Source organism: Mesorhizobium sp. CAU 1741 (genome assembly GCF_039839275.1).
Taxonomy (GTDB): Bacteria; Pseudomonadota; Alphaproteobacteria; order Rhizobiales; family Rhizobiaceae; genus Aerobium.
Map to the genome: position 1 here is coordinate 215,460 of NZ_JBDOQP010000004.1, position 18,532 is coordinate 233,991.

The following is an 18,532-nucleotide window of genomic DNA, read 5'->3' on the forward strand; positions in this document are numbered from 1 at the left end:
GATCTTTCTCACCTCGGCGCGTGGATGTCCTTACACGCCCACTCAGCGCACCGAATGGTCAGTTACAATCGGCGCCCCGTTGCCTGGTCGAAGAGATGCAGGCGCTCCGCTGGAAAGCTGAGTGCGATCTCGTCGCCTGGACCCACCGTGGGCCGCGTCCGGGAAATCACCACGGTCGTGATGTCCCCGACTTTGCACAGCAGCAGGGTTTCCGCGCCGGTGGGCTCCACCGTGCTGATGCGGGCCACAACGCCGGGACCATCAGCGATCAGGATGTCTTCCGGGCGAATGCCGAAGACGACCTTGTGACCCGCGACGGCTGGGCAATCCTGCGGCACCGGCAGAACGGCGCCTTGATCCATGCGCAGGACAAGCCCCGCCTCACCGTTCTCGATCGTGCCGTTGTAGAGGTTCATCGACGGTGAACCGATGAACGTCGCCACGAAGACGTTCGCCGGCGCATCATAAAGTTCAAGCGGTGTGCCCACCTGCTCCACCAACCCTGCCTGCATCACCACGATCCGGTCTGCCATCGTCATGGCTTCGATCTGGTCGTGGGTGACGTAGATGGTGGTGGTCTTCAGCCGCTGGTGCAGTTCCTTGATCTCGGAGCGCATCTGAACACGCAGCTTGGCGTCGAGGTTGGAAAGCGGCTCGTCGAAGAGAAAGACCTTCGGGTCTCGAACGATCGCCCGCCCCATCGCCACCCGCTGGCGTTGCCCACCGGAAAGCTGCTTGGGGTAGCGCTGCAGCAGTTCGTCGAGGCCAAGAATGGAGGACGCGCGCTTCACTGCCTTTTCGATAGTCGCCTTCGGCTCTCCCCTCAGTTTCAGCGCGAAACTCATGTTTTCCGCGACCGTCATGTGCGGATAGAGAGCATAGTTCTGGAAGACCATGGCAATGTCGCGGTTCTTGGCGGCGACGTCGTTGACCACCTTGTCGCCGATGCGGATCTCGCCATCGGTGATGCTTTCGAGCCCGGCGATCATCCGGAGCAAGGTCGACTTGCCGCAGCCGGAAGGACCGACGAGCACCACGAACTCGCCGTCGGGGATGTCGATGTCTATGCCGCGGACGACCTCGGTTTCGTCAAAGCTTTTCTCCAGTCGCACAATCTCGACGCGAGCCATTTCACAAGACCTCTACTGTTTCAGACCGGAACCCGCGACGCTCTTGATGAAGTAGCGTTGCAGGAAGACGTAGACGAGCACGATCGGAAAGAGCGCCATCGTCGCCGCGGTCATGAGCATGGGAATATCGGTGCCGTAGCGATCGTCCTGCAGCAGCGCCAGCCCGAGCGACATGGTACGCATGCTTTCGCCGTTGGTGACGACCAGCGGCCACAGCAGGTTGTCCCATTCCCCGAGAAAGCGCAGGATCGCCAGCGATACAAGCGGCGGCACATGCATTGGAAGCACGATCTGGAACAGGATTCGCCATTCACCCGCACCGTCGATGCGGGCAGCGTCCAGCAGCTCGTCCGGCGTGCTCAGGAAGGCCTGCCGCATCATGAAAATGCCGAAGCTGCTGATTGCCGCCGGAATGATCAGCCCGGCATAGGAATCCAGCCAGCCCAGGTCGCGCACCAGGATGTATTGCGGGACCAGGATGACGATGAACGGGATCATCATCGTCGCAATGATCGAGCCGAAGACGATCTGCCGGCCGGGAAAGCGATATTTGGCAAGCGCGAACCCGCACATCGATGCAAACAGCAGGTCGAGCAGCGTGATCGCCGTCGATACGAAGAGACTGTTAAAAAAATACCGGAAGAAATCGATCCGGTCGAAGACATGCTGGATATTCTCGAGCAGCTTCGGTTCCGGCGGAATATACCAGAGCGACTGCGTGAAGACGTCCTGATGCTCCTTCATCGACGTCACCACCATCCACAGCAGCGGCGACACAATGACGGCGGAGACCGCGATGAGAATCGCGTGGATGGCGAGGCCCTGCGGGTCGACGCGCAGCCGCCTGCGCGCCGGTCGACGGTTCGGGCGCGAACGATCCATGCTCTCGGCGCTCATGACTGGGGCCTCAGCAGACGGAACTGTATCGCTGTCAGGATGAGGAGAACGCCGAACATCACCACGGCCATGGCCGAAGCATAGCCCATTCGATTGAACCCGAAGGCAACCTCGTAGATCAGATAGGGCAGTACCTTGGTTGCATTGGCGGGACCACCATTGGTCAGCGCGTAGAACAGGCTGAACGCCTGGGCTGCGCGAATGATGGAAATGACCATGACAAACAGAATGAACGGTTTGAGCAGAGGAAGTGTGATGTGGCGGAAAAGACGCCAACTTCCCGCGCCGTCGATGCGTGCCGCTTCGTAGTAGGATGAGGGGATTGCCTGAAGGCCGGCCAGGAAGATGACCATGTAGTAGCCGACATTCTTCCACACGCTGACGATGAGGACTGCCGGCATGGCAAGATTGCGGTCGTTGAGCCATTGCAGGCCGGCAATGCCGAACGGCTCCGTGAACATCAGGTACAAGCCGCCCACCGGCGCGTAGACCACCCGCCAGATCATCGCCACCGCCACCATGGTCAACACCGCCGGCGCGAAGATGATCGCCTGGTAGAGGCCCCGGGCCTTGATCTTGCGGTCGAGAAGCAGTGCGAGCCCGAGCGCGATGGGCAATTCAATCGCGATGAGCACCAGCGTGTAGTAGACGGTCACCATCGCCGAATTCAGGAAGGCCCTGTCGGAGAACAGGCGAACGTAGTTTCGCAAGCCGATGAAGCGCGGCGGGCTCACGAGGTCCCAGGACGTGAACGACACGTAGATCGCGTTGGCCACCGGATAGAAGACGAACACGCAAAAGAAGAGGACGGCGGGAGCAACCATCATCCAGGCCGTGCCCGGATAATGGTAGTTGCTGCTCCGCCGCCGCTTTCTCGGCAGGGAGAGGCGCTGCGCGACGGCAGCGCCGGTAACCGGCTCAGTCATTGGGTCGATAGCTCCCCGTACAGTATAGCAGACACGGTGCGTGGATTATTCCGCGACGATGTTGTCCACTTCATAGGCGAGGTCCGGCACGACCACGTCCGGCGTCTCGCCATTCGCAGAGATGCGATCGTAGGCTTGGGCGACCGCACTCGCCAACTCGGCGAAACGATGGGTGTTGGGCAGCGGCTTGCCGATTGCGAGGTCTTCGAAGAACGGTTCCGCGTAAGGGAGCGCCTTGACCACTTCGTCGTCGCGAAAGCCTTTCCAGGGGAGGACGAAGTTCGCCTCGCGGAACCAGATGTCGCGGCTTTCCTGGCGTTGCGTCATATAGGCGACGAACTGCCACGCCTGCTTCTGCATCTGGGAGCCCGAACTGACCATGTACACCCATGGATTGAGCCGGGTCGCGGGGGTTCCATCCTTGAACTGCGGCAGGCGCGCGACGCCGTAGACGCCGTCCTTGAAGGTCACGTCGGGATATTTGTTTTCCACGCCGGGTGCCAGCCAGAGACCGGCATTGAGCATCGCGACCCGGCCTGCGCCGAAATCGTCGACCGGAGAGATCGTTGGCGCAAGGCCGAGAGCAGACACCTGATCCTCGCCATGGAATGTGCTGTGCAGGTACTGGAACGCCTCCATGCCGCCGTCATTGTTGAAGCCGTTGGCGGTTCCTTCCGCGTTGAGAAAATCGACGCCCTTCTGCGGCAGCATCGCTCCCCAATAGTAGAAATGCGACGACATGCTGCGCGCCATCCAGCCCCAGCCGGCGCGCGTGACAGTGCCGTTGGAGTCGCGCTGAATGAGTTCCTTGCCCATCTCGGTGACCTCTTCCCACGTCTGGGGTGGGCGCTCCGGATCGAGGCCGGCCTCCGCGAAGAGGTCCTTGCGATAGAACATCGAGATCGAGGCGAGATCCATCGGCATGGCATAGAGCGTGCCGTCGACGATGAAGCCGTCGAGCGAACCCGGTTCGAACGCGTCGATCAGCTCCTCCTGCGAGGAGAAGCCGAACGCCTCGAAATCGACCGGTGCGACGAGGTTTCGATACACATAGTTGGCAAAATTATTGGCGCCGACGGATACGAGGTCGGGTCCCCCGCCGCCGCCGGACCACGCGGTCAGGATTTTCAGCTCATTCTGGTTGGTCTCGAAATTCTCGTGCTGGACCTCGATGCCGGTCTCCGCTGCAAATCCCGGGACCATGGTCTCGTCGACGATCTGCACGCGCGTCGTGTAGTTGTGGCCCCAGTAGACCAACCGCGCCGATTGGGCGAACGCGCGGCGAATGCTGGGCGCGCTGAGCGACATTGCCGCGGTCGACGCTCCAAGGGTCTTGATCAGTGAACGACGTGAAATTCTCATTGTCATCTCCTCTGGTTTTATTTGCTTCTTTGGTCGTCTATCGAATGCGCTATCTGCCCATGGCGTAGCTCAGGCGTCGCGGGTCGGCGGCGCCAGAAAGCACGCCGCTTGCCATGTCCCTTCCAATGGCGCAGATTCCTCCAGCAAGAGCGGCGCGCTGCGGCCAAGGCTTTGCGTCATGCCCCAGCTCGCGCAGCCTCGGAGCAATGCGATCGCTGAGCGGCTGCTCGACATGCACGACACCGGGTTGCGCGGGATGCGGATCCTCGGTCGCGGGCACGGCGTAGCTGGCCCAGCGCGGCTCTTCGACAGCAGCCTGAAGATCGATGCCGCGATGGAGATGCGCCATCAGGAACTGTAGCATCGCCTGGCTCTGAACCTCGCCGCCGGGCGTGCCGTACGCCATCAATCCGTCGGGCCCGATCATCAATCCGGGATTGGGGGTAAGACGCGGTCGCTTGCCCGGCGCCACACAGTTGGGATCCGCGGCATCGAGCGATGCCTGCAGGCCGCGATCGGATAGGCCGAACCCGAGCCCCGGGACCATCGGCGTGACCATGATCGTGCTGTCGCTGGGGGTCGCCGAGAATGCATTTCCCTGTGCATCCACAACGCAGACATAAGTGGTGTCCGGGCTTCGCATGCCGTCTCTTGGGCTCGTCTCTCCATCCGGCGACGGGCGGTCGGCCGCGAGCCCGGCGGTGCGCTCGGCCGCATGTGCGTCCGACAGAAGCCGGTCCATATCGACATCTATGAAACGCGGGTCGCCATAATGACGGTTGCGGTCGCTGAGTGCGCGTTCGGCAATGCCGATGAGCACGTGATGAAACTCGGCCTCCTGCAGCGCGGCGAGGTCATATCGTTGCGCCATCTTCAACATCTGCAGCAGCGCCGGGCCCTGAGACCATGGCCCACACCCATAGAAGCGGCGCCCTGCGTAGCTCACCGATAGCACCGGCTCTTCCGCCGCTTCGAAGGCAGCCATGTCGGAGGCACGCAGGAAGCCGCCCGCCTCTTTCGAAAAGCGTCCCGCGATCTCGGCGATCTCGCCGCGATAGAAGCATTCCCGCGCTGCGCGGACCGCCCTCTGGCGGCTACCGCCCGCCGCCGTGGCAGCGGCAACCAGGCGTTCTAACGTCTCAGCCAGCGCGGGCTGACGCAGCAGGTGGCCTTCTTCAGGCGCGGTCCCGGAGGGGAGGTAGATGTCAGCGTTTGACCAGCCCTCCCAACGCGGCGCGGCCTGTCTTAGATTGTTGGCGAGGAAATAGTCGACCGGAAACCCGCCACGGGCCAGGTCGATCGCCGGCGCCAGCGCATCCGCCACGGATATCGTGCCGTATAATTCCAATGATTTGAGCCACGCATCGGGCGCTCCAGGAACAACCCAGCGGCCCGGACCGGCAGGTATACGGCCATTGCCGGACGCTTTGACTGCCTCCAGCGTCGCGAGAGCCGGCCATTGGCCGATGCCAGCGATGCTGGTGATGCAGCCGAGGTCGGCGCGGTGGATCATGACGGGCGCGACGCCCCCCAGATTTGCCATGTCCGGCTGGACAACATTGAGCGCGAATCCCGCAGCAACGCCGGCATCCACGGCGTTTCCACCCGCTTCCAGCACCATCAGCGCGGCGTGCGAGGCCAGCGGGTGCCCGGACGACACCATGTGGCGGCTGCCGAGGAGCAGCGGTCGGGAGGTTCGGGCATTGGCAAAACTCATCCAAATTCCCTTGCGCTCAGAAACGGGATGATGCGACAACCGCGATGAAGATCGCCTGGTTGATTTTAATCCATCAATTGGATTTAATCAGCGTCAACGCGGAATTGCAACAAGATTCTGGCGGATCCGCTGAGGAGCATTCATGCTGTTTGGGACAAACCTCGACCGCGCCCAGCGTTTCAATCGTCGGGTCGTGCTTGAAACGATAAGGGTGAACGGCCCCCTGTCCCGAGCCGACGTCGCGAGGCTGACGGGTCTCTCGGCACAGACCGTCACCAACATCATCGATCAGTTCAAGCCGGCCGGGTTGCTCATCGAGAAGCCACGCCGCACCGGCGGGCGCGGACAGCCGCCGATCGATCTGGTGATCAATCCCTCGGCAGCTTTCTCCGTCGGCATCTCGTTCGATCACCAGCGGCTGGTCGTCGTGCTGCTCGATCTCGGCGGCGAGATTCGCGCGGAGGTCCAACTCCCCGTGTCGCAGGCCACGCCTGGCGTCATCCTGCCGCTGGTCGAGGCGGCGGTGAACGAGTTGACCGGCCGCACGCAGGTTTCGCGCGATCTGATATGGGGTGCCGGTATCGTCATGCCGGTGCTCGTGTCGCAGGGCCATCCCACCGCGCTCGGTCCGAGCTCCGTCCCTGACTGGAAGGATTATCCCGTAGAGGAAAAGCTTCGCGAACGCCTGAACCTGCCGGTTTTCCTCGACAACGATGCGACTGCTGCCGCGATCGGAGAGCTGTTGTTCGGCGCGGGCCGACAGTATTCGGATTTCATCTACATCTATCTTGGCGTCGGGGTCGGCGGCGGCATCATCATATCCGGCCGCCCCTACCGTGGTGCGTTCGGCATGTCGGGCGAAATTGGCCATATGATCAGCGTGCCCGGCGGACGTCCCTGCCCTTGTGGCAATCACGGCTGCCTGGAGCGCTACGTTTCCCTTTCGGCCGCCGATGCCGCGTTCCGAGCGGTACCGGAGTCGTTCGGGGCGATCGATCTCGACCAGCTCTTCAAAGGCTTCGAGAACAATGATCCGCATCTGCTGCAATGGCTGGACGATGCAGCGGAGCACCTGCGCAACGCCATCGTGTCGGTCGAGAATCTGTTCGATCCACAGGCCGTCATTCTCGGCGGACCGGTCCCCGAAACTGTGCTCGACGCGCTGATCGAACGCATCGAACCGTCGCTCATCAGCGTCAGCCACAGGCATGACGGCGCGTCCAGCCGTCTCCTGAAAGCTGAAAGCGGGCTCGACAGCCGGGTTCTCGGCGCTGCGTCGCTAGCAATATTCGACTCGATGACGCCGGACTTTTCGGTGCTGCGAAAGGAAGCTGTCGAGGTCGGGTGATCAGCCTTACTGGGCGGCGCGCTGAAAATCGGCGTTGGTGCCCGCGAGCCAGGCGGCTCCAAGAAGGCCGGCCTCGTTTCCGCAGGCTGCCTGCAGGATTTGACAGTTGCGCCCGAGCAGCGGCCAGGTGAGGGGCGGCAAATGCGCCCGGATCGGTTCCAGCAACGCTTCACCCGCCGCCGCTACCCCGCCTCCCAGGATACAGGCTTCCAGGTTCAGGGCATTGATCAGCGGTGCAAACACACCGGCGATGATTTCGCCGATCTCGTCGACGGCACGCGCCGCGGCATCATCTTCATTCAGAACGGCAAAGAGGTCTGGAAGGCTGTCTACCGAACGCCCCGAATGGCGGCGATATCGATCAAGAAACGCGCCAGCACAGGCGAGCGTCTCGAATGGTGCGGGTCGTTCACCTTCGCGGCTCACAACGATGGCACCGATTTCCGGCGGCTCGCCGCGCGAACCGGCAATCACCGATCCGTCGATGAAGACGGCGCCGCCAACGCCAGTACCGATCGTCAGGAGCGCGAAGCGGCGAAGTCCTCTTCCCGAACCGAAGCGAGCCTCGCCCACTGTGGCTGCCATTCCGTCATTCTCGATACGGACAGGCAATCCCGTCGCCGCCTGAAGATGCGCCGCCAGGGATTTTTCGCGCAGTGCGGAGACGTTGGACCCGCCATCCACCAGCATTCCCGATTGCCGGTCGACGAATCCCGGCAGGCACACGCCAATCGCCTGCGCATTCGCGCCGGCTTCGTTGCAAAGAGCATCAACGGTCGCCGAAAGCGAAGCAATCAACCCGTCAAACGACAGCCCGCGATCAAAGGGGATTTGTCGGCGGACGGCGACGACGCCGTCAAGTGTGGTGATACCCGCCTTGATCGCCGTACCACCGATATCGATGCCAACCAGCATTCGCTTACCTCGACAACGTCTTGATCGCCAGCGCCTTCGACAGCCCCGGATAGGTCATGGCCTCCGGAACCATGTGGCGCTCCCTGGCGCATTGCACCGCCAAATACTGGAAAGGGATGCTGGCTAGGATCGTGTCGAGAGGGTTTGCAGCGCGTGCGTCGATCTGCAGCCAGTCGAACGGCGTGGGTGTTGCGGTCAGGTTGAGAAGCACGACCTTCACGTCGCGATCAGACATCACTGCGGCGGTATGCGCGGCAAGATCGCGCCCCTCCTCGTCAGAGGCGATCATGATCACGAGGCTGTTGCGGTCGGTTCCGTGTAGCCGACCGTGCAACAATTCTTCAGGCTCGAAGGCAGCCGTCGCTACGCCGGCGATCTCGGCGATCTTCAGCGACGCTTCCAGCGCCACGCCATAGTGCCGGCCACTGCCGGTAACCACGATGTAGGACGGCAGCGCATTCGAACCCAACAGCGATGATGCGGCGTTCTTCGATGCTTCCAGCACGGCCTCGATTTCGGCGACAGATAGCCGACCGATCTGCTTGCCGGCCAGGCCCGCAGCCAACATGAAACAGGCGGCGATGCTGGCTGTGAACCCCTTTGTCTTGGGCCCGATCGGCTCTTCACCAATCGGAAGCAGGATCATCGGCAACCCGACGGTCGCGATCGGGCTGTCCGGATCGGCGGTTATGACGACCGAACACCATCCCTTGCGGCTTGCCCGTCTGGCGCCTTCGATCGACGTGCTGCTGGTGCCGCTCTGCGACAGGATGACGACCAGCGGCGTGCCGAAGACGTCATCGACGACCTGCAGGAATACGGCCGGATTGATGACTTCGACAGGTTGGCCAACGGCGGCCTGGAGCCAAGGCCGAACGATGCTGAGCGCATTCAGGGAAGACCCCGAGCCGACAAGGAGGATGCGATCATACGCCTCACCATCGTGGCCGGCAGACAGTGCGAGATGCTTGAGGAACGCCGCCACGTCCTGCCGTCTGAACGTTTCCGCGAGGACCTTGCCCTGCTCCGCCATATAGGTTTCGATCGACATCGCCACTCCAGCCGCAACGGCTGCAGTGAGCGATAGCGGCGTCCAAACATTTAATCTACCATCTGGATTTAATAGAGATTCCCCTCTAAGACAAGCTTCAAGATACGCTACCCAGCGAAAACCAGCGGCCTCCGACATGAGCGGTGAAACAGCAATACACCTGCGAAGTGGCAGGCTCACTGCCAGCGTCGCTGCCCAGGGTGCCGAACTGAGAACCTTGACGGTGGCAGGGCAGGAACTGCTCTGGGCTCCCGAAACGGCGCTCTGGGACGGTACGTCCCAGGTTCTGTTCCCGGTTGTTGGCAGGGTCATTGATGACGTCGTTCGCGTCGATGGCCGTGCTTACCCGATGCCCGCGCACGGGTTCGCCCCGACCAGCGTCTTTTCACTTGCGAGCTGCGGCGAGGATTTCTGCATCCTTGAACTCCGCTCCAGCCATGCCACGTGGATTCATTACCCCTACGATTTCCTCCTGCGGCTCGAATACCGTTTGTCGAACGAAGGGCTGTCGATCCATGTAAAGATCCACAATCTTGGCAAAACAGTCATGCCCGCAAGCTTCGGGCTTCATCCGGGCTTTCGCTGGCCGCTGCTACCCGACGTGCCGAAAGAACGACATCTGCTCAGCTTCGATGAATCAGGACCGATCGCCTGCACGCGTCCCGTCGACCGCCTGGTCGGCCCGGACCGCCAGGAATTGGTGCTGGTCCGCCAGGCGCTAAATCTGGCTCCATCGCTGTTCGAGAAAAGCGGGATCGCCCTCCTCGAACTTCAAAAGCGAAGCCTGCGCTATCACACCGACGATGGTCGGGCCGGGATCCGGCTCGCGTTTCCCGAGATGGATCGGGTGATGCTGTGGTCACGTCCGAGCGGCGACTTTCTCTGCATAGAACCTTTGCTCGGCCATGCGGACCCGGTGGGCTTCTCAGGCGAGCTCATGGAAAAACCGGGAATGGCGCATGTTTTGCCCGGTGAAAATTTGGCGCTTTCGGTGACGATCACACCTGAGTTTCCATAATCTACATGCCGACGTTACCGTGAAAGGTCTGCCTTCAGCACAGGCTCTGCGGTCAGCGCGGCGTTGCGATATCCGTCACCCTTCCCGTAGACTGACCTGCCGTCCTTCAACACCAGAAACGTGTCACTCAAGGCAGCGATGTTTCGGGTCGCATCGCCGTCCACGACGAGGACGTCGGCAAGCTTGCCAGTTTCGAGAACTCCAACGAGGTGTGAGACCCCGCATATTTCGGCTGCTGTGCCTGTGGCTGACCGCATCACTTCGACGGGCGACATGCCGGCCTTGACCATCAGGTCCATTTCGTCGGAAAAATCGCCAACAGGATTATAGAGGGTCGTCGCATCCGTGCCGAAGACGATGCGGACGCCCGCGGCAACGGCTGCGCGCAAGCTTTCGATATGCGGCGCGACCAGCGGTTTCGACTTCTCGATCACGAAGGCCGACTCGCCGCCGGCTGGCCCACGGTTGATGATCCTTGGATAGACGGAAATCGTCGGGCACAACGCGACATCACGCTTCAGCATCAGTTCGATCGCCCGGTCATCAAGGAAGACGCCGTGCTCGATCGTGTCGACGCCGGCCTCGACGGCCCGCATGATGCCTTCGTTGGCCAGCGCATGCGCGGCAACCGGCTTGCCGGCGTCATGCGCCACCTCGACCGCGGCGCGTATCTCGTTCATGCTGAGCTGAGCCTGGGTCGGCAACTCGCCCGGTGTCCCTGCCCCGCCGCTCGCCATCACCTTGATGACGTCAGCGCCGAGCTTGATCTGCTGGCGGGCGAGCAGCCTGATGGCGTCCTCACCATCGGCTTCCGCCGAGAGATTGGCCCAGCCATGGCCACCTGTCATACAGATCGCCTTGCCCGCCACGAGATAGCGCGGACCGACGACATAGCCTTCGCTCAACGCCTTTCTGAGTCCGAAAACCGCCCCACTCTGGGCTCCGAGGTCGCGCATCGTGGTAACGCCGGCCCGCAGCGCCGATTGAACGTAGTTCGCGCCCCACAAGGCTGCCGCGCCCTCCGAGAGACGAAGCATCTGCGGCTCGTGAAAGACATGCATGTGCGTGTCGATGATGCCCGGCATCACCGTCTTGCCCGTCGTGTCGACGACATCACCGTCAAATGTGGACGTCAAATCCCGAACCGCGCCCACCCGACCGATCACGCCGTCGAAAATCTCGACAAAGCCGCTGTAGATGACGTCGTCACCACGCCCCGTGTAGACGGTTCCACCCTTAAGAAGCATGCGGCGAGACATCGGCACCAACCCATTTAAATCCATTACCTTGATTTAATTAGGCTGCGAAGGTCCTGTCAATCGAGTTCTGCCTCTTCGAGCCCAACCAAAGAACGTGATTGAAGCGGCCCATGCACTCATTTGGAACTGGCGGGAACGACTTCTGTCCTGTCCCGGCGCAGAAACTCCAGCAAGGCGGAGATCGCCGGGTTCTCCCGGCTGTGAATTGGCGACGCTTGCCGGATGTCCAGCGCGAGTTCGGGGCCATCGAACTGGATCTGCTTGAGCGTGCCGTCCTGAATGTCCTTAAGGACACTGTTTTCGGTCGAGCAGGAAATGCCTACTCCAGCAACGACCAGTTCCCTCAGGAACTGGTGCTCAGTGACCTGTGCAACGAAGGTCACTTTACGAATGCCTGCACTCGCCATGAGCTTGGCCACGGACCGGCCGAACAGCGACGCGGACGCGGCTCCGACGAAGCCGTATTTCTCGATATCCGCCGCCTTCACGTTGCGGCGTTTGGTCAACGGATGGTCAGGCGAAGCGACGAGCAGGAGCCGCTCCTTGCCGACTGCTTCCGAGCCAAGACCCCGTGGCGCATCGTTGCTGAGAAAGCAGCCGATATCGGCGATACCGTTTCGCAGGTCGTTGAGTACCTCTTCCTGGGTGCCGATACGAAGAACGAGATGGAATTCCGGATGGTCGAGCGTAAAGCGGGTTATGTGAGTTTTCAGAACGAAATTCGCGAGCGTCCTCTGACACGCGAACACGACGCGGTGACCTTCCCGGGAACGGATGCTGATGACGTTGGCGTTCATCTCGGTAGCCTCGGCCATCAGTTCCCGGGCATGCACAAGAACACTTTCGCCCAGTTCTGTCAGCACAGGGCGTCGTCCGCGACGCCGTTCGAATATCCGACCACCAACCTGACGCTCGAGCGCGGCGATATGCGCGCTTACCGACGGCTGGGCGATTTCGAGCTTGTTCGCCGCCGCCGCGAAAGTCCCAGTCTCCACGACCGACAGGAATACATGAAAGCGGCGGAACGTCACATTCAGCATGGAGTGGATATATCGTTGATTGGCTATTATTCCAATGCCCTGCGCGACGGGGATAGCGTCTGGCGAGCCGTTGGCTGGCTCATCGAGCTCACTGCGCGCGCGGTTTAGGAGAAACGTGGTTGGACGTCTGCGCAAGGCCCCTCGTCCGCCATTCCAGCCAGATACACGCCATGATTGTGCGCAAACTTCGTTGAGAGTCATGTCGCGACGTGTTCGGGCTAGGCGAGCGCGCCAGACGTAATGCGCAGCAACACGCGGTCGTGCAGCGGGAGCGGGAGCGACACACAGAATATAGCTTACTACCTATCAATAATAGAGCCGGATAGCGGCTTACTTTCCGCGCTGCGCGCGCATAACGTTTCGGATTGGGAGGAGCGTGCCGGAAGGCTGGATGTCATTGTACATCACCGGCCGGGATCGAACACGGGAGGATCAGATGGAACTTATCGACTCGGCGGCCATGGCGTGGTCCGGGCAGGAGGAACGGCACAGAGCCGGGGTTCTCAACTTCAAGACGCTGTTCATTGGACGCGAAGGCAACCCCAACAATTTCCGCTGGGTGCTGTCGCGCACGGACGGCGACTACCGCAGCCCGCATCACAGGCATAATTTCGACCAGATACGCATGTGCCTGTCAGGCATCGCGAGTGTCGCGCCTGGCAAGGACCTTCATGCCGGAGACATTGGTTACTTCCCCGAAGGTACCTATTATGGCCCGCAAGAGGACATCAACCGCCAGAGGACCGGGCTGATCCTGCAAGGCGGCGGCGCAAGCGGGCTCGGCTACATGAGCGCGGCCCAATTGCGCAAGGGGCAGGAAGAACTGGAGAAGGTCGGTACCTTCGCCAAGGGTCGCTTCACACGCAATGGTGAGCCGCCGGAAAACTCGCGGGACTCATACGAGGCGATCTGGGAACATGTATTCGCGCGCCCGATCGATTACCCCGCCGCCCGCTACGAGGAGCCCATCATCATGCGTCCCGGCGCGTTTGCATGGGTCGCGGATCGCGATGCAAAGGGCGTCTCAAGGAAGCATCTCGGCAGCTACACGGAACGCGGGACCACACTGGAGTTGATCCAGATCGGGGCAGGCGAGCAACTGACGTTGGGTTCGCCGAACGCGTTCATGCTCGTGTTCGTGCTGAAGGGCTCGGGGCGCGCAGGAGAGCAGGACTGGCGCGCGGAGACCGCGATGCGCATCGAGGCAGGTGAAACGGCAGACCTGCGCGCGACCGAGAACACCGAGATCTTCGCGATCACGCTACCGCTCCTCGACGGGGTGGCAGCCTGAAAGGCGCGGTGAATACGCACTCGCAGACGTAAAGGGCGTCGGCGATCTGTAAAACGGGAGGAAATACAATGCTCAGAGAACTGACAAGGAGAGCGGCCCTTGCACTGGCCGCCGCAGGGTTTTCGACAATGGTCGTGGGCGCATCCAGCGCCGCAGCGCTTGAAGCGACCGACGTGAAGATCGGCATATCGATCAATGACAGTACCTTCCTGCCGCTCTATCTCGCCGAGGAGGAAGGATACTTCAGCGATGAGGGCCTGAACGTCGAGGTCGTGGTGTTTCGCGGCGGGTCCGATCTCACCCGCGCGCTGGTCGCCGAGGCGGTCAACATTGCGATCGCTGCGCCGACCAGCGTTCTATCGGCCATAACCGCAGGGCAAGATCTCAAGGTATTCTTCGGCGGTTTCAACCACACACCGTTCTACTGGTATGCCGTACCGCCGATCGCCTCCGTCGAGGATGCGAAGGGCAAGCGTTTCGCCATAACCAGGTTCGGGTCATCAACGGACGCTCTCACCCGCTACATGCTGACCAACGCCGGCCTCGATCCCGACGCGGATGTGCAAATCGTCCAGGGCGGCAACTCGCCCGAGCGTCTGACCGCCATGGAAACGGGACAGATCGACGCCACGATCACCTCCTATCCGTTCAACTTCCTTGCCGAGGAGCGCGGCTACAATCTCATCGCCAGCCAGCGCGATGCAATGCCGGACTTCCCGATCCAGTCCGTCTATGCGGCGCAGAGCTACATCGACGGGCATCCTGAAACGATAAAGGCGATGCTGAGGGGCCTGATCCGTGGCATGAAGTTGGCGAAGTCAGACAAGGAACGGGCGATCAAGGCGCTGGTCGACCGTGTCGGTCTCGATGAACGCTATGCCCAAATGGCCTATGACGATCTTATCACCGGGTGGAACGAAGACGGCCTGCTCGCCTCGGAAGAAGGGCTCAAGGCGTTCTTCGACATGGCTATTGCCGTGGGCGACGCGGCGGAGCCGTGGCCGCTGGAGCGGTTCTGGGATGACCGCTTCGTCTCCACCATCGACGAGTGGCGGGACGCTCAATAATACGGCGACAGCGCGCCCCGTCCAAGGACGGGGCGCTGAACGCTGCGGCGCTGCGCGACGCAACGGTGGAGGGCTCCGGTCATCATGAACACGAACACGGCCGCCCCGGCGCGGAGCGAACCGTCACATCGAGGCCGGCGCTCGATGATCATCGGGATGACGTCGGTTGTCCTGTTCCTTCTTGCTTGGCAATTTGCTCCCGTCCTTGGACTGATAAACGGCCGTTTTACGAGCCAACCCAGCGAAGTGGTAAAGACCGCAGCAATAGTGCTCGCCTCCCCCGAATTCTGGATGCACGCACGCATCAGTCTTCTGGAATTCGGGCTCGGCTTCGTGCTCGCCATACTATTCTCCATCCCTCTGGGAATTCTCCTCGGAACGTCGCGTCTGGCGCGGCAACTGCTCGATCCACCTCTCATGGCGCTCTACATCGCCCCGAATATCGTGCTTCTGCCGATCATCATCGTCTGGCTCGGCATAGGCGTCGGCTCCAAGGTGGCGATCGTGTTTCTCGGGGCCATCTTTCCGATCATCGTGAACACCATGGCCGGCATGCGCGAAGCGGACTGGCAACTCATAAGGCTATGCCGCTCGTTTGGTGGCACGCAGCTCGATGTGTTCCGACGTGTACTGTTTCCCAGTTCCCTTCCAGCTATCCTGCTTGGCATCCGACTTGCGGTCGGACGTGCGGTGCTCGGCGTCGTGGTTGCGGAGTTGTATGCGTCACAGGCCGGCATAGGCTACCAGATCACGACTTACGGCCAGTCGATGCGTGTGGACTATCTTCTGGTTTACGTGCTGGCGGTCAGCATATTCGGCTATAGCCTCACCCAGGGAGTGCGCAAGATCGAGGATCGCCTGCAGCGTTGGAGGCCCGTCCGATGATGCGTCTCTACGAACAGTTTCAGGATCTGGTCCTGGGCGTCGCATCACTGCTCGTCCTGGTGGTTGTCTGGCAGCTCGTGGTCGAACTCGGCCTCGTCAATCCATTCTTCGTTTCCAAGCCTACTCTCGTGGCAACGGAAATGGCGTCGCAGTTAAACTCCGGCATTCTCTTGAGACATACGGTTGCAACGCTCCATGCGCTCGTCCTTTCATTCGGGCTTGCTGCAGGCGTCGGGATCGGCCTCGGTCTCCTGGCAGGCTGGTTTCGCGACGTCGAATCCGCACTGGATCCGTTCATCTGGTTCAAGTATTCCGCCCCGACGATCGCATTCTATCCCTTGTTCATCGCCTGGCTTGGCTATGGGTTGCCAACGATCGTCGCCATCGCCTTTCTTTTCGCGCTGACGCCCATTTACGCAAACACCGTCTCGGCCATTCGAAACGTCGACGCGAATCTCGTGCGCGCAGCGCGCTCGTTCGGAGCGCGCCCTCACGACATATTCCTGCGAGTTGCCATACCGGGCTCGATACCGATGATCGTGGCCGGGCTCAGGCTCGGCGTCGGCCGTGCCCTCACCGGCGTCGTCGTTGCGGAACTGTTCGGTTCGACGGAGGGCCTGGGATATGCGGTCGGCTTCTATGGACAGAAGCTCCAGACGACACCGATGATGGTAATCATCGTGGTGGTTGTGATCCTCGGTGTCCTCCTCACCCAGCTCCTGTCGCGCTTCGAAGCTGCCACGAGTTTCTGGAGAACGGGATCCTGACCATGAACGCACGCGTCTCCGTCGTTACCGGAGCCGGACAGGGAATCGGCCGCGCCATAGCACTGCGGCTTGCACAACGAGGCGACCACGTCGCAATCGCTGAGCTCGACGCGACGGCGGCCGAGCGCGTCGCGACCGAAATCCGAACCGCCGGTGGCAGCGCCAGCGCCCATGAGACCGACGTCGTAGAGTCCGCATCGGTCGACGCAGCGATGAACGCCATTGCCACCCGCTGGGGCCCACCGCTCATTCTGGTCAACAGCGCACGCTGGACCCAGCTAAAGCCCACGCCGCTGCGCGAGATCACGGATGCCGACTGGCGCAAGGCCATGGACGTCAACGTCACGGGAGCGTTCCACTGCGCGCGCGCCGCATCGCGGTTCATGGTCGAGGCTGGCTGGGGCCGCATCGTCAATCTATCTTCCTCGACCATCCATCGGCCTCCGGGTCGACCCTATGTCCACTACATAACGACCAAGGCAGCACTGGTGGGAATGACACGCGCGCTCGCCAGGGAGCTGGGCGTCGCGGGCATCACCGTCAACGTGATCCTTCCCGGTTCGATCGAGACGGAAGTGACACGCCACATCACGACCGAGGAGAGGGAGCGCAGGGCGCGCGCCACCCAGGCGATCCCGCGTGTCATAAAGACTGAGGACGTCGTCGAAGCCGTTGTTTTCCTGACGGGAGACGGCAGCGACTTCATCACCGGGCAGTCGCTGGCTGTCGACGGCGGGTTCAGCTTTTCCTGAGCCGAAGGGCCGCCCCTTACACCGCTTCGCGAACGAGTTGCATCGCCGCCATGTCGTCATGCAAATGCCGGCGCAGGCGCTTGCGATATTCGACGAATTGCGGGCTGTCGACGATCTCGCCGTTCCGTGGACGGGGCAGATCGATCTGCATGACGTCTTTGATGTGACCCGGATTTCTTCCCATGACGACCACCTTGTCGGCAAGCAGGATCGCCTCATCAATGTCGTGCGTGACGAACAGCGCCGTCTTGCGGTCGCGTTCCCAGATGAACAGCAACTCTTCTCCCATGATTTCACGCGTCTGGGCGTCGAGAGCACCGAATGGTTCGTCCATAAGCAGAACTGTCGGGTCAACCGCCAGCGCGCGCGCGATGTTTACCCGCTGGCGCATGCCCCCAGAGAGTTGGTGCGGATAGTAGTCCGAAAACTGCTCCAGCCCGACAAGCTTGATGAAGCGCATCGCTCGTTCGGTGATGTCATCCTTCTTCCAGCGACGCATCTGAAGCCCAAACCGCACATTGGCCAGCACGGTGCTCCACGGCATTAGTGACGGTTCCTGGAAGACGACGGAACGATCCTGTCCAGGTCCATCGACATCCCGGCCCTCGATTGATATTCGGCCACCCGCAATCTTGACCAAGCCCGCAATCGCAAGCAGCAGTGTGCTCTTGCCGCACCCGCTCGACCCGACGATGGTGACGAATTCTCCCTTTTCCACGGCAAGCGAGACGCTATCGACGGCCTTGAATACCCCGTCGCTCTTCGGCAGTTTATATTCGATCGTCAGGTCGCTGACGTCAATCTGGGCCATAACTCATCCTGTCCGGTGCGCGCAGCACCCGCCTCCGCATGCCCCCAGCCATCAACAAGAATGGCGAATGGCGTCTTGAGCTGCCAATCTCCATCCCGGCGCTCGCCTTCGATAATGCAATCAGCAAGCCTGAGGTGCAATTGGTCGGATGGCTACAGGAAATATAGCCATTAAGCTATTTCTGTATCTGTTGGCTAACCCGCCGGGCTTCCGCACGCAACCATGGCTGTTGCGTGCGCGAAGCGGTTAGTTGCGGCATCGGCCAGGGCCGGGACGAATCCCGCACCAGCGCTAAT

The 18,532-nt window shown here is 61.4% G+C and carries 17 protein-coding genes; 7 read left to right on the forward strand and 10 right to left on the reverse strand.

Going from position 1 to position 18,532, the window contains the following annotated elements:
- Positions 1-62: 62 nt before the first annotated feature.
- The 5 genes from ugpC to AAFN84_RS17510 are packed head-to-tail and all read right to left on the reverse strand — an operon-like array spanning position 63 to position 6,032.
- Entirely contained in the window at positions 63-1,130 is a 1,068-nt protein-coding gene (ugpC, locus tag AAFN84_RS17490) for a sn-glycerol-3-phosphate ABC transporter ATP-binding protein UgpC (protein ID WP_347515918.1), read from the reverse strand.
- Between the two features lie 12 nt (positions 1,131-1,142).
- Positions 1,143-2,027, reverse strand: coding sequence for a carbohydrate ABC transporter permease (locus AAFN84_RS17495; RefSeq protein WP_347515919.1), 885 nt, complete (start codon positions 2,025-2,027; stop codon positions 1,143-1,145).
- Positions 2,024-2,953, reverse strand: a complete 930-nt coding sequence (locus tag AAFN84_RS17500) for a sugar ABC transporter permease (protein WP_347515920.1) — start codon at positions 2,951-2,953, stop codon at positions 2,024-2,026. The genes AAFN84_RS17495 and AAFN84_RS17500 overlap by 4 nt, the downstream gene beginning before the upstream one ends.
- Positions 2,954-2,998: 45 nt before the next feature.
- Positions 2,999-4,315, reverse strand: a complete 1,317-nt coding sequence (locus AAFN84_RS17505) for an extracellular solute-binding protein (protein ID WP_347515921.1) — start codon at positions 4,313-4,315, stop codon at positions 2,999-3,001.
- Positions 4,316-4,364: 49 nt separating this feature from the next.
- Positions 4,365-6,032 (reverse strand): gamma-glutamyltransferase, encoded by a 1,668-nt coding sequence (locus AAFN84_RS17510; RefSeq protein WP_347515922.1) that lies wholly within the window; start codon positions 6,030-6,032, stop codon positions 4,365-4,367.
- A 142-nt stretch (positions 6,033-6,174) separates the two neighbouring features.
- Between AAFN84_RS17510 and AAFN84_RS17515 the strand changes: the two genes are divergently transcribed.
- Positions 6,175-7,380 carry an ROK family transcriptional regulator gene (locus tag AAFN84_RS17515; RefSeq protein ID WP_347515923.1) on the forward strand — a complete coding sequence of 402 codons (1,206 nt, stop codon included), beginning with the start codon at positions 6,175-6,177 and terminating at the stop codon, positions 7,378-7,380.
- 6 nt (positions 7,381-7,386) lie between these two features.
- Here AAFN84_RS17515 and AAFN84_RS17520 read toward each other — a convergent pair whose 3' ends face one another.
- Both AAFN84_RS17520 and AAFN84_RS17525 read right to left on the reverse strand, forming a co-directional pair.
- Entirely contained in the window at positions 7,387-8,295 is a 909-nt protein-coding gene (locus AAFN84_RS17520; protein WP_347515924.1) for an ROK family protein, read from the reverse strand.
- 4 nt (positions 8,296-8,299) lie between these two features.
- Positions 8,300-9,346 (reverse strand): SIS domain-containing protein, encoded by a 1,047-nt coding sequence (locus AAFN84_RS17525; protein WP_347515925.1) that lies wholly within the window; start codon positions 9,344-9,346, stop codon positions 8,300-8,302.
- Between the two features lie 136 nt (positions 9,347-9,482).
- Between AAFN84_RS17525 and AAFN84_RS17530 the strand changes: the two genes are divergently transcribed.
- Positions 9,483-10,364 (forward strand): hypothetical protein, encoded by an 882-nt coding sequence (locus AAFN84_RS17530; RefSeq protein ID WP_347515926.1) that lies wholly within the window; start codon positions 9,483-9,485, stop codon positions 10,362-10,364.
- 14 nt (positions 10,365-10,378) lie between these two features.
- Here the strand turns inward: AAFN84_RS17530 and AAFN84_RS17535 are convergent, their stop codons facing one another.
- Both AAFN84_RS17535 and AAFN84_RS17540 read right to left on the reverse strand, forming a co-directional pair.
- Positions 10,379-11,623 carry an amidohydrolase family protein gene (locus AAFN84_RS17535; protein WP_347515927.1) on the reverse strand — a complete coding sequence of 415 codons (1,245 nt, stop codon included), beginning with the start codon at positions 11,621-11,623 and terminating at the stop codon, positions 10,379-10,381.
- A 116-nt stretch (positions 11,624-11,739) separates the two neighbouring features.
- Positions 11,740-12,798: a LysR family transcriptional regulator gene (locus AAFN84_RS17540; RefSeq protein ID WP_347515928.1), complete on the reverse strand. Its 1,059-nt coding sequence runs from the start codon at positions 12,796-12,798 to the stop codon at positions 11,740-11,742.
- A gap of 301 nt (positions 12,799-13,099) precedes the next feature.
- On the opposite strand from AAFN84_RS17540, the gene AAFN84_RS17545 reads away from it, so the two are divergent.
- The 5 genes from AAFN84_RS17545 (at position 13,100) to AAFN84_RS17565 (ending at position 17,425) form a co-directional block, all read left to right on the forward strand.
- On the forward strand, positions 13,100-13,954 hold the full coding sequence (locus AAFN84_RS17545; protein WP_347515929.1) for a hypothetical protein: 855 nt from the start codon (positions 13,100-13,102) through the stop codon (positions 13,952-13,954).
- Between the two features lie 68 nt (positions 13,955-14,022).
- Positions 14,023-15,021, forward strand: a complete 999-nt coding sequence (locus AAFN84_RS17550) for an ABC transporter substrate-binding protein (RefSeq protein ID WP_347515930.1) — start codon at positions 14,023-14,025, stop codon at positions 15,019-15,021.
- A gap of 246 nt (positions 15,022-15,267) precedes the next feature.
- Positions 15,268-15,906, forward strand: coding sequence for an ABC transporter permease (locus tag AAFN84_RS17555; protein WP_347515931.1), 639 nt, complete (start codon positions 15,268-15,270; stop codon positions 15,904-15,906).
- A complete protein-coding gene (locus tag AAFN84_RS17560) occupies positions 15,903-16,673 on the forward strand; it encodes an ABC transporter permease (protein WP_347515932.1) in 771 nt (256 codons plus the stop codon). The genes AAFN84_RS17555 and AAFN84_RS17560 overlap by 4 nt, the downstream gene beginning before the upstream one ends.
- 2 nt (positions 16,674-16,675) lie before the next feature.
- On the forward strand, positions 16,676-17,425 hold the full coding sequence (locus AAFN84_RS17565) for an SDR family NAD(P)-dependent oxidoreductase (RefSeq protein ID WP_347515933.1): 750 nt from the start codon (positions 16,676-16,678) through the stop codon (positions 17,423-17,425).
- 16 nt (positions 17,426-17,441) lie between these two features.
- Here the strand turns inward: AAFN84_RS17565 and AAFN84_RS17570 are convergent, their stop codons facing one another.
- Positions 17,442-18,236, reverse strand: a complete 795-nt coding sequence (locus tag AAFN84_RS17570; protein WP_347515934.1) for an ABC transporter ATP-binding protein — start codon at positions 18,234-18,236, stop codon at positions 17,442-17,444.
- Positions 18,237-18,532: the final 296 nt, after the last annotated feature.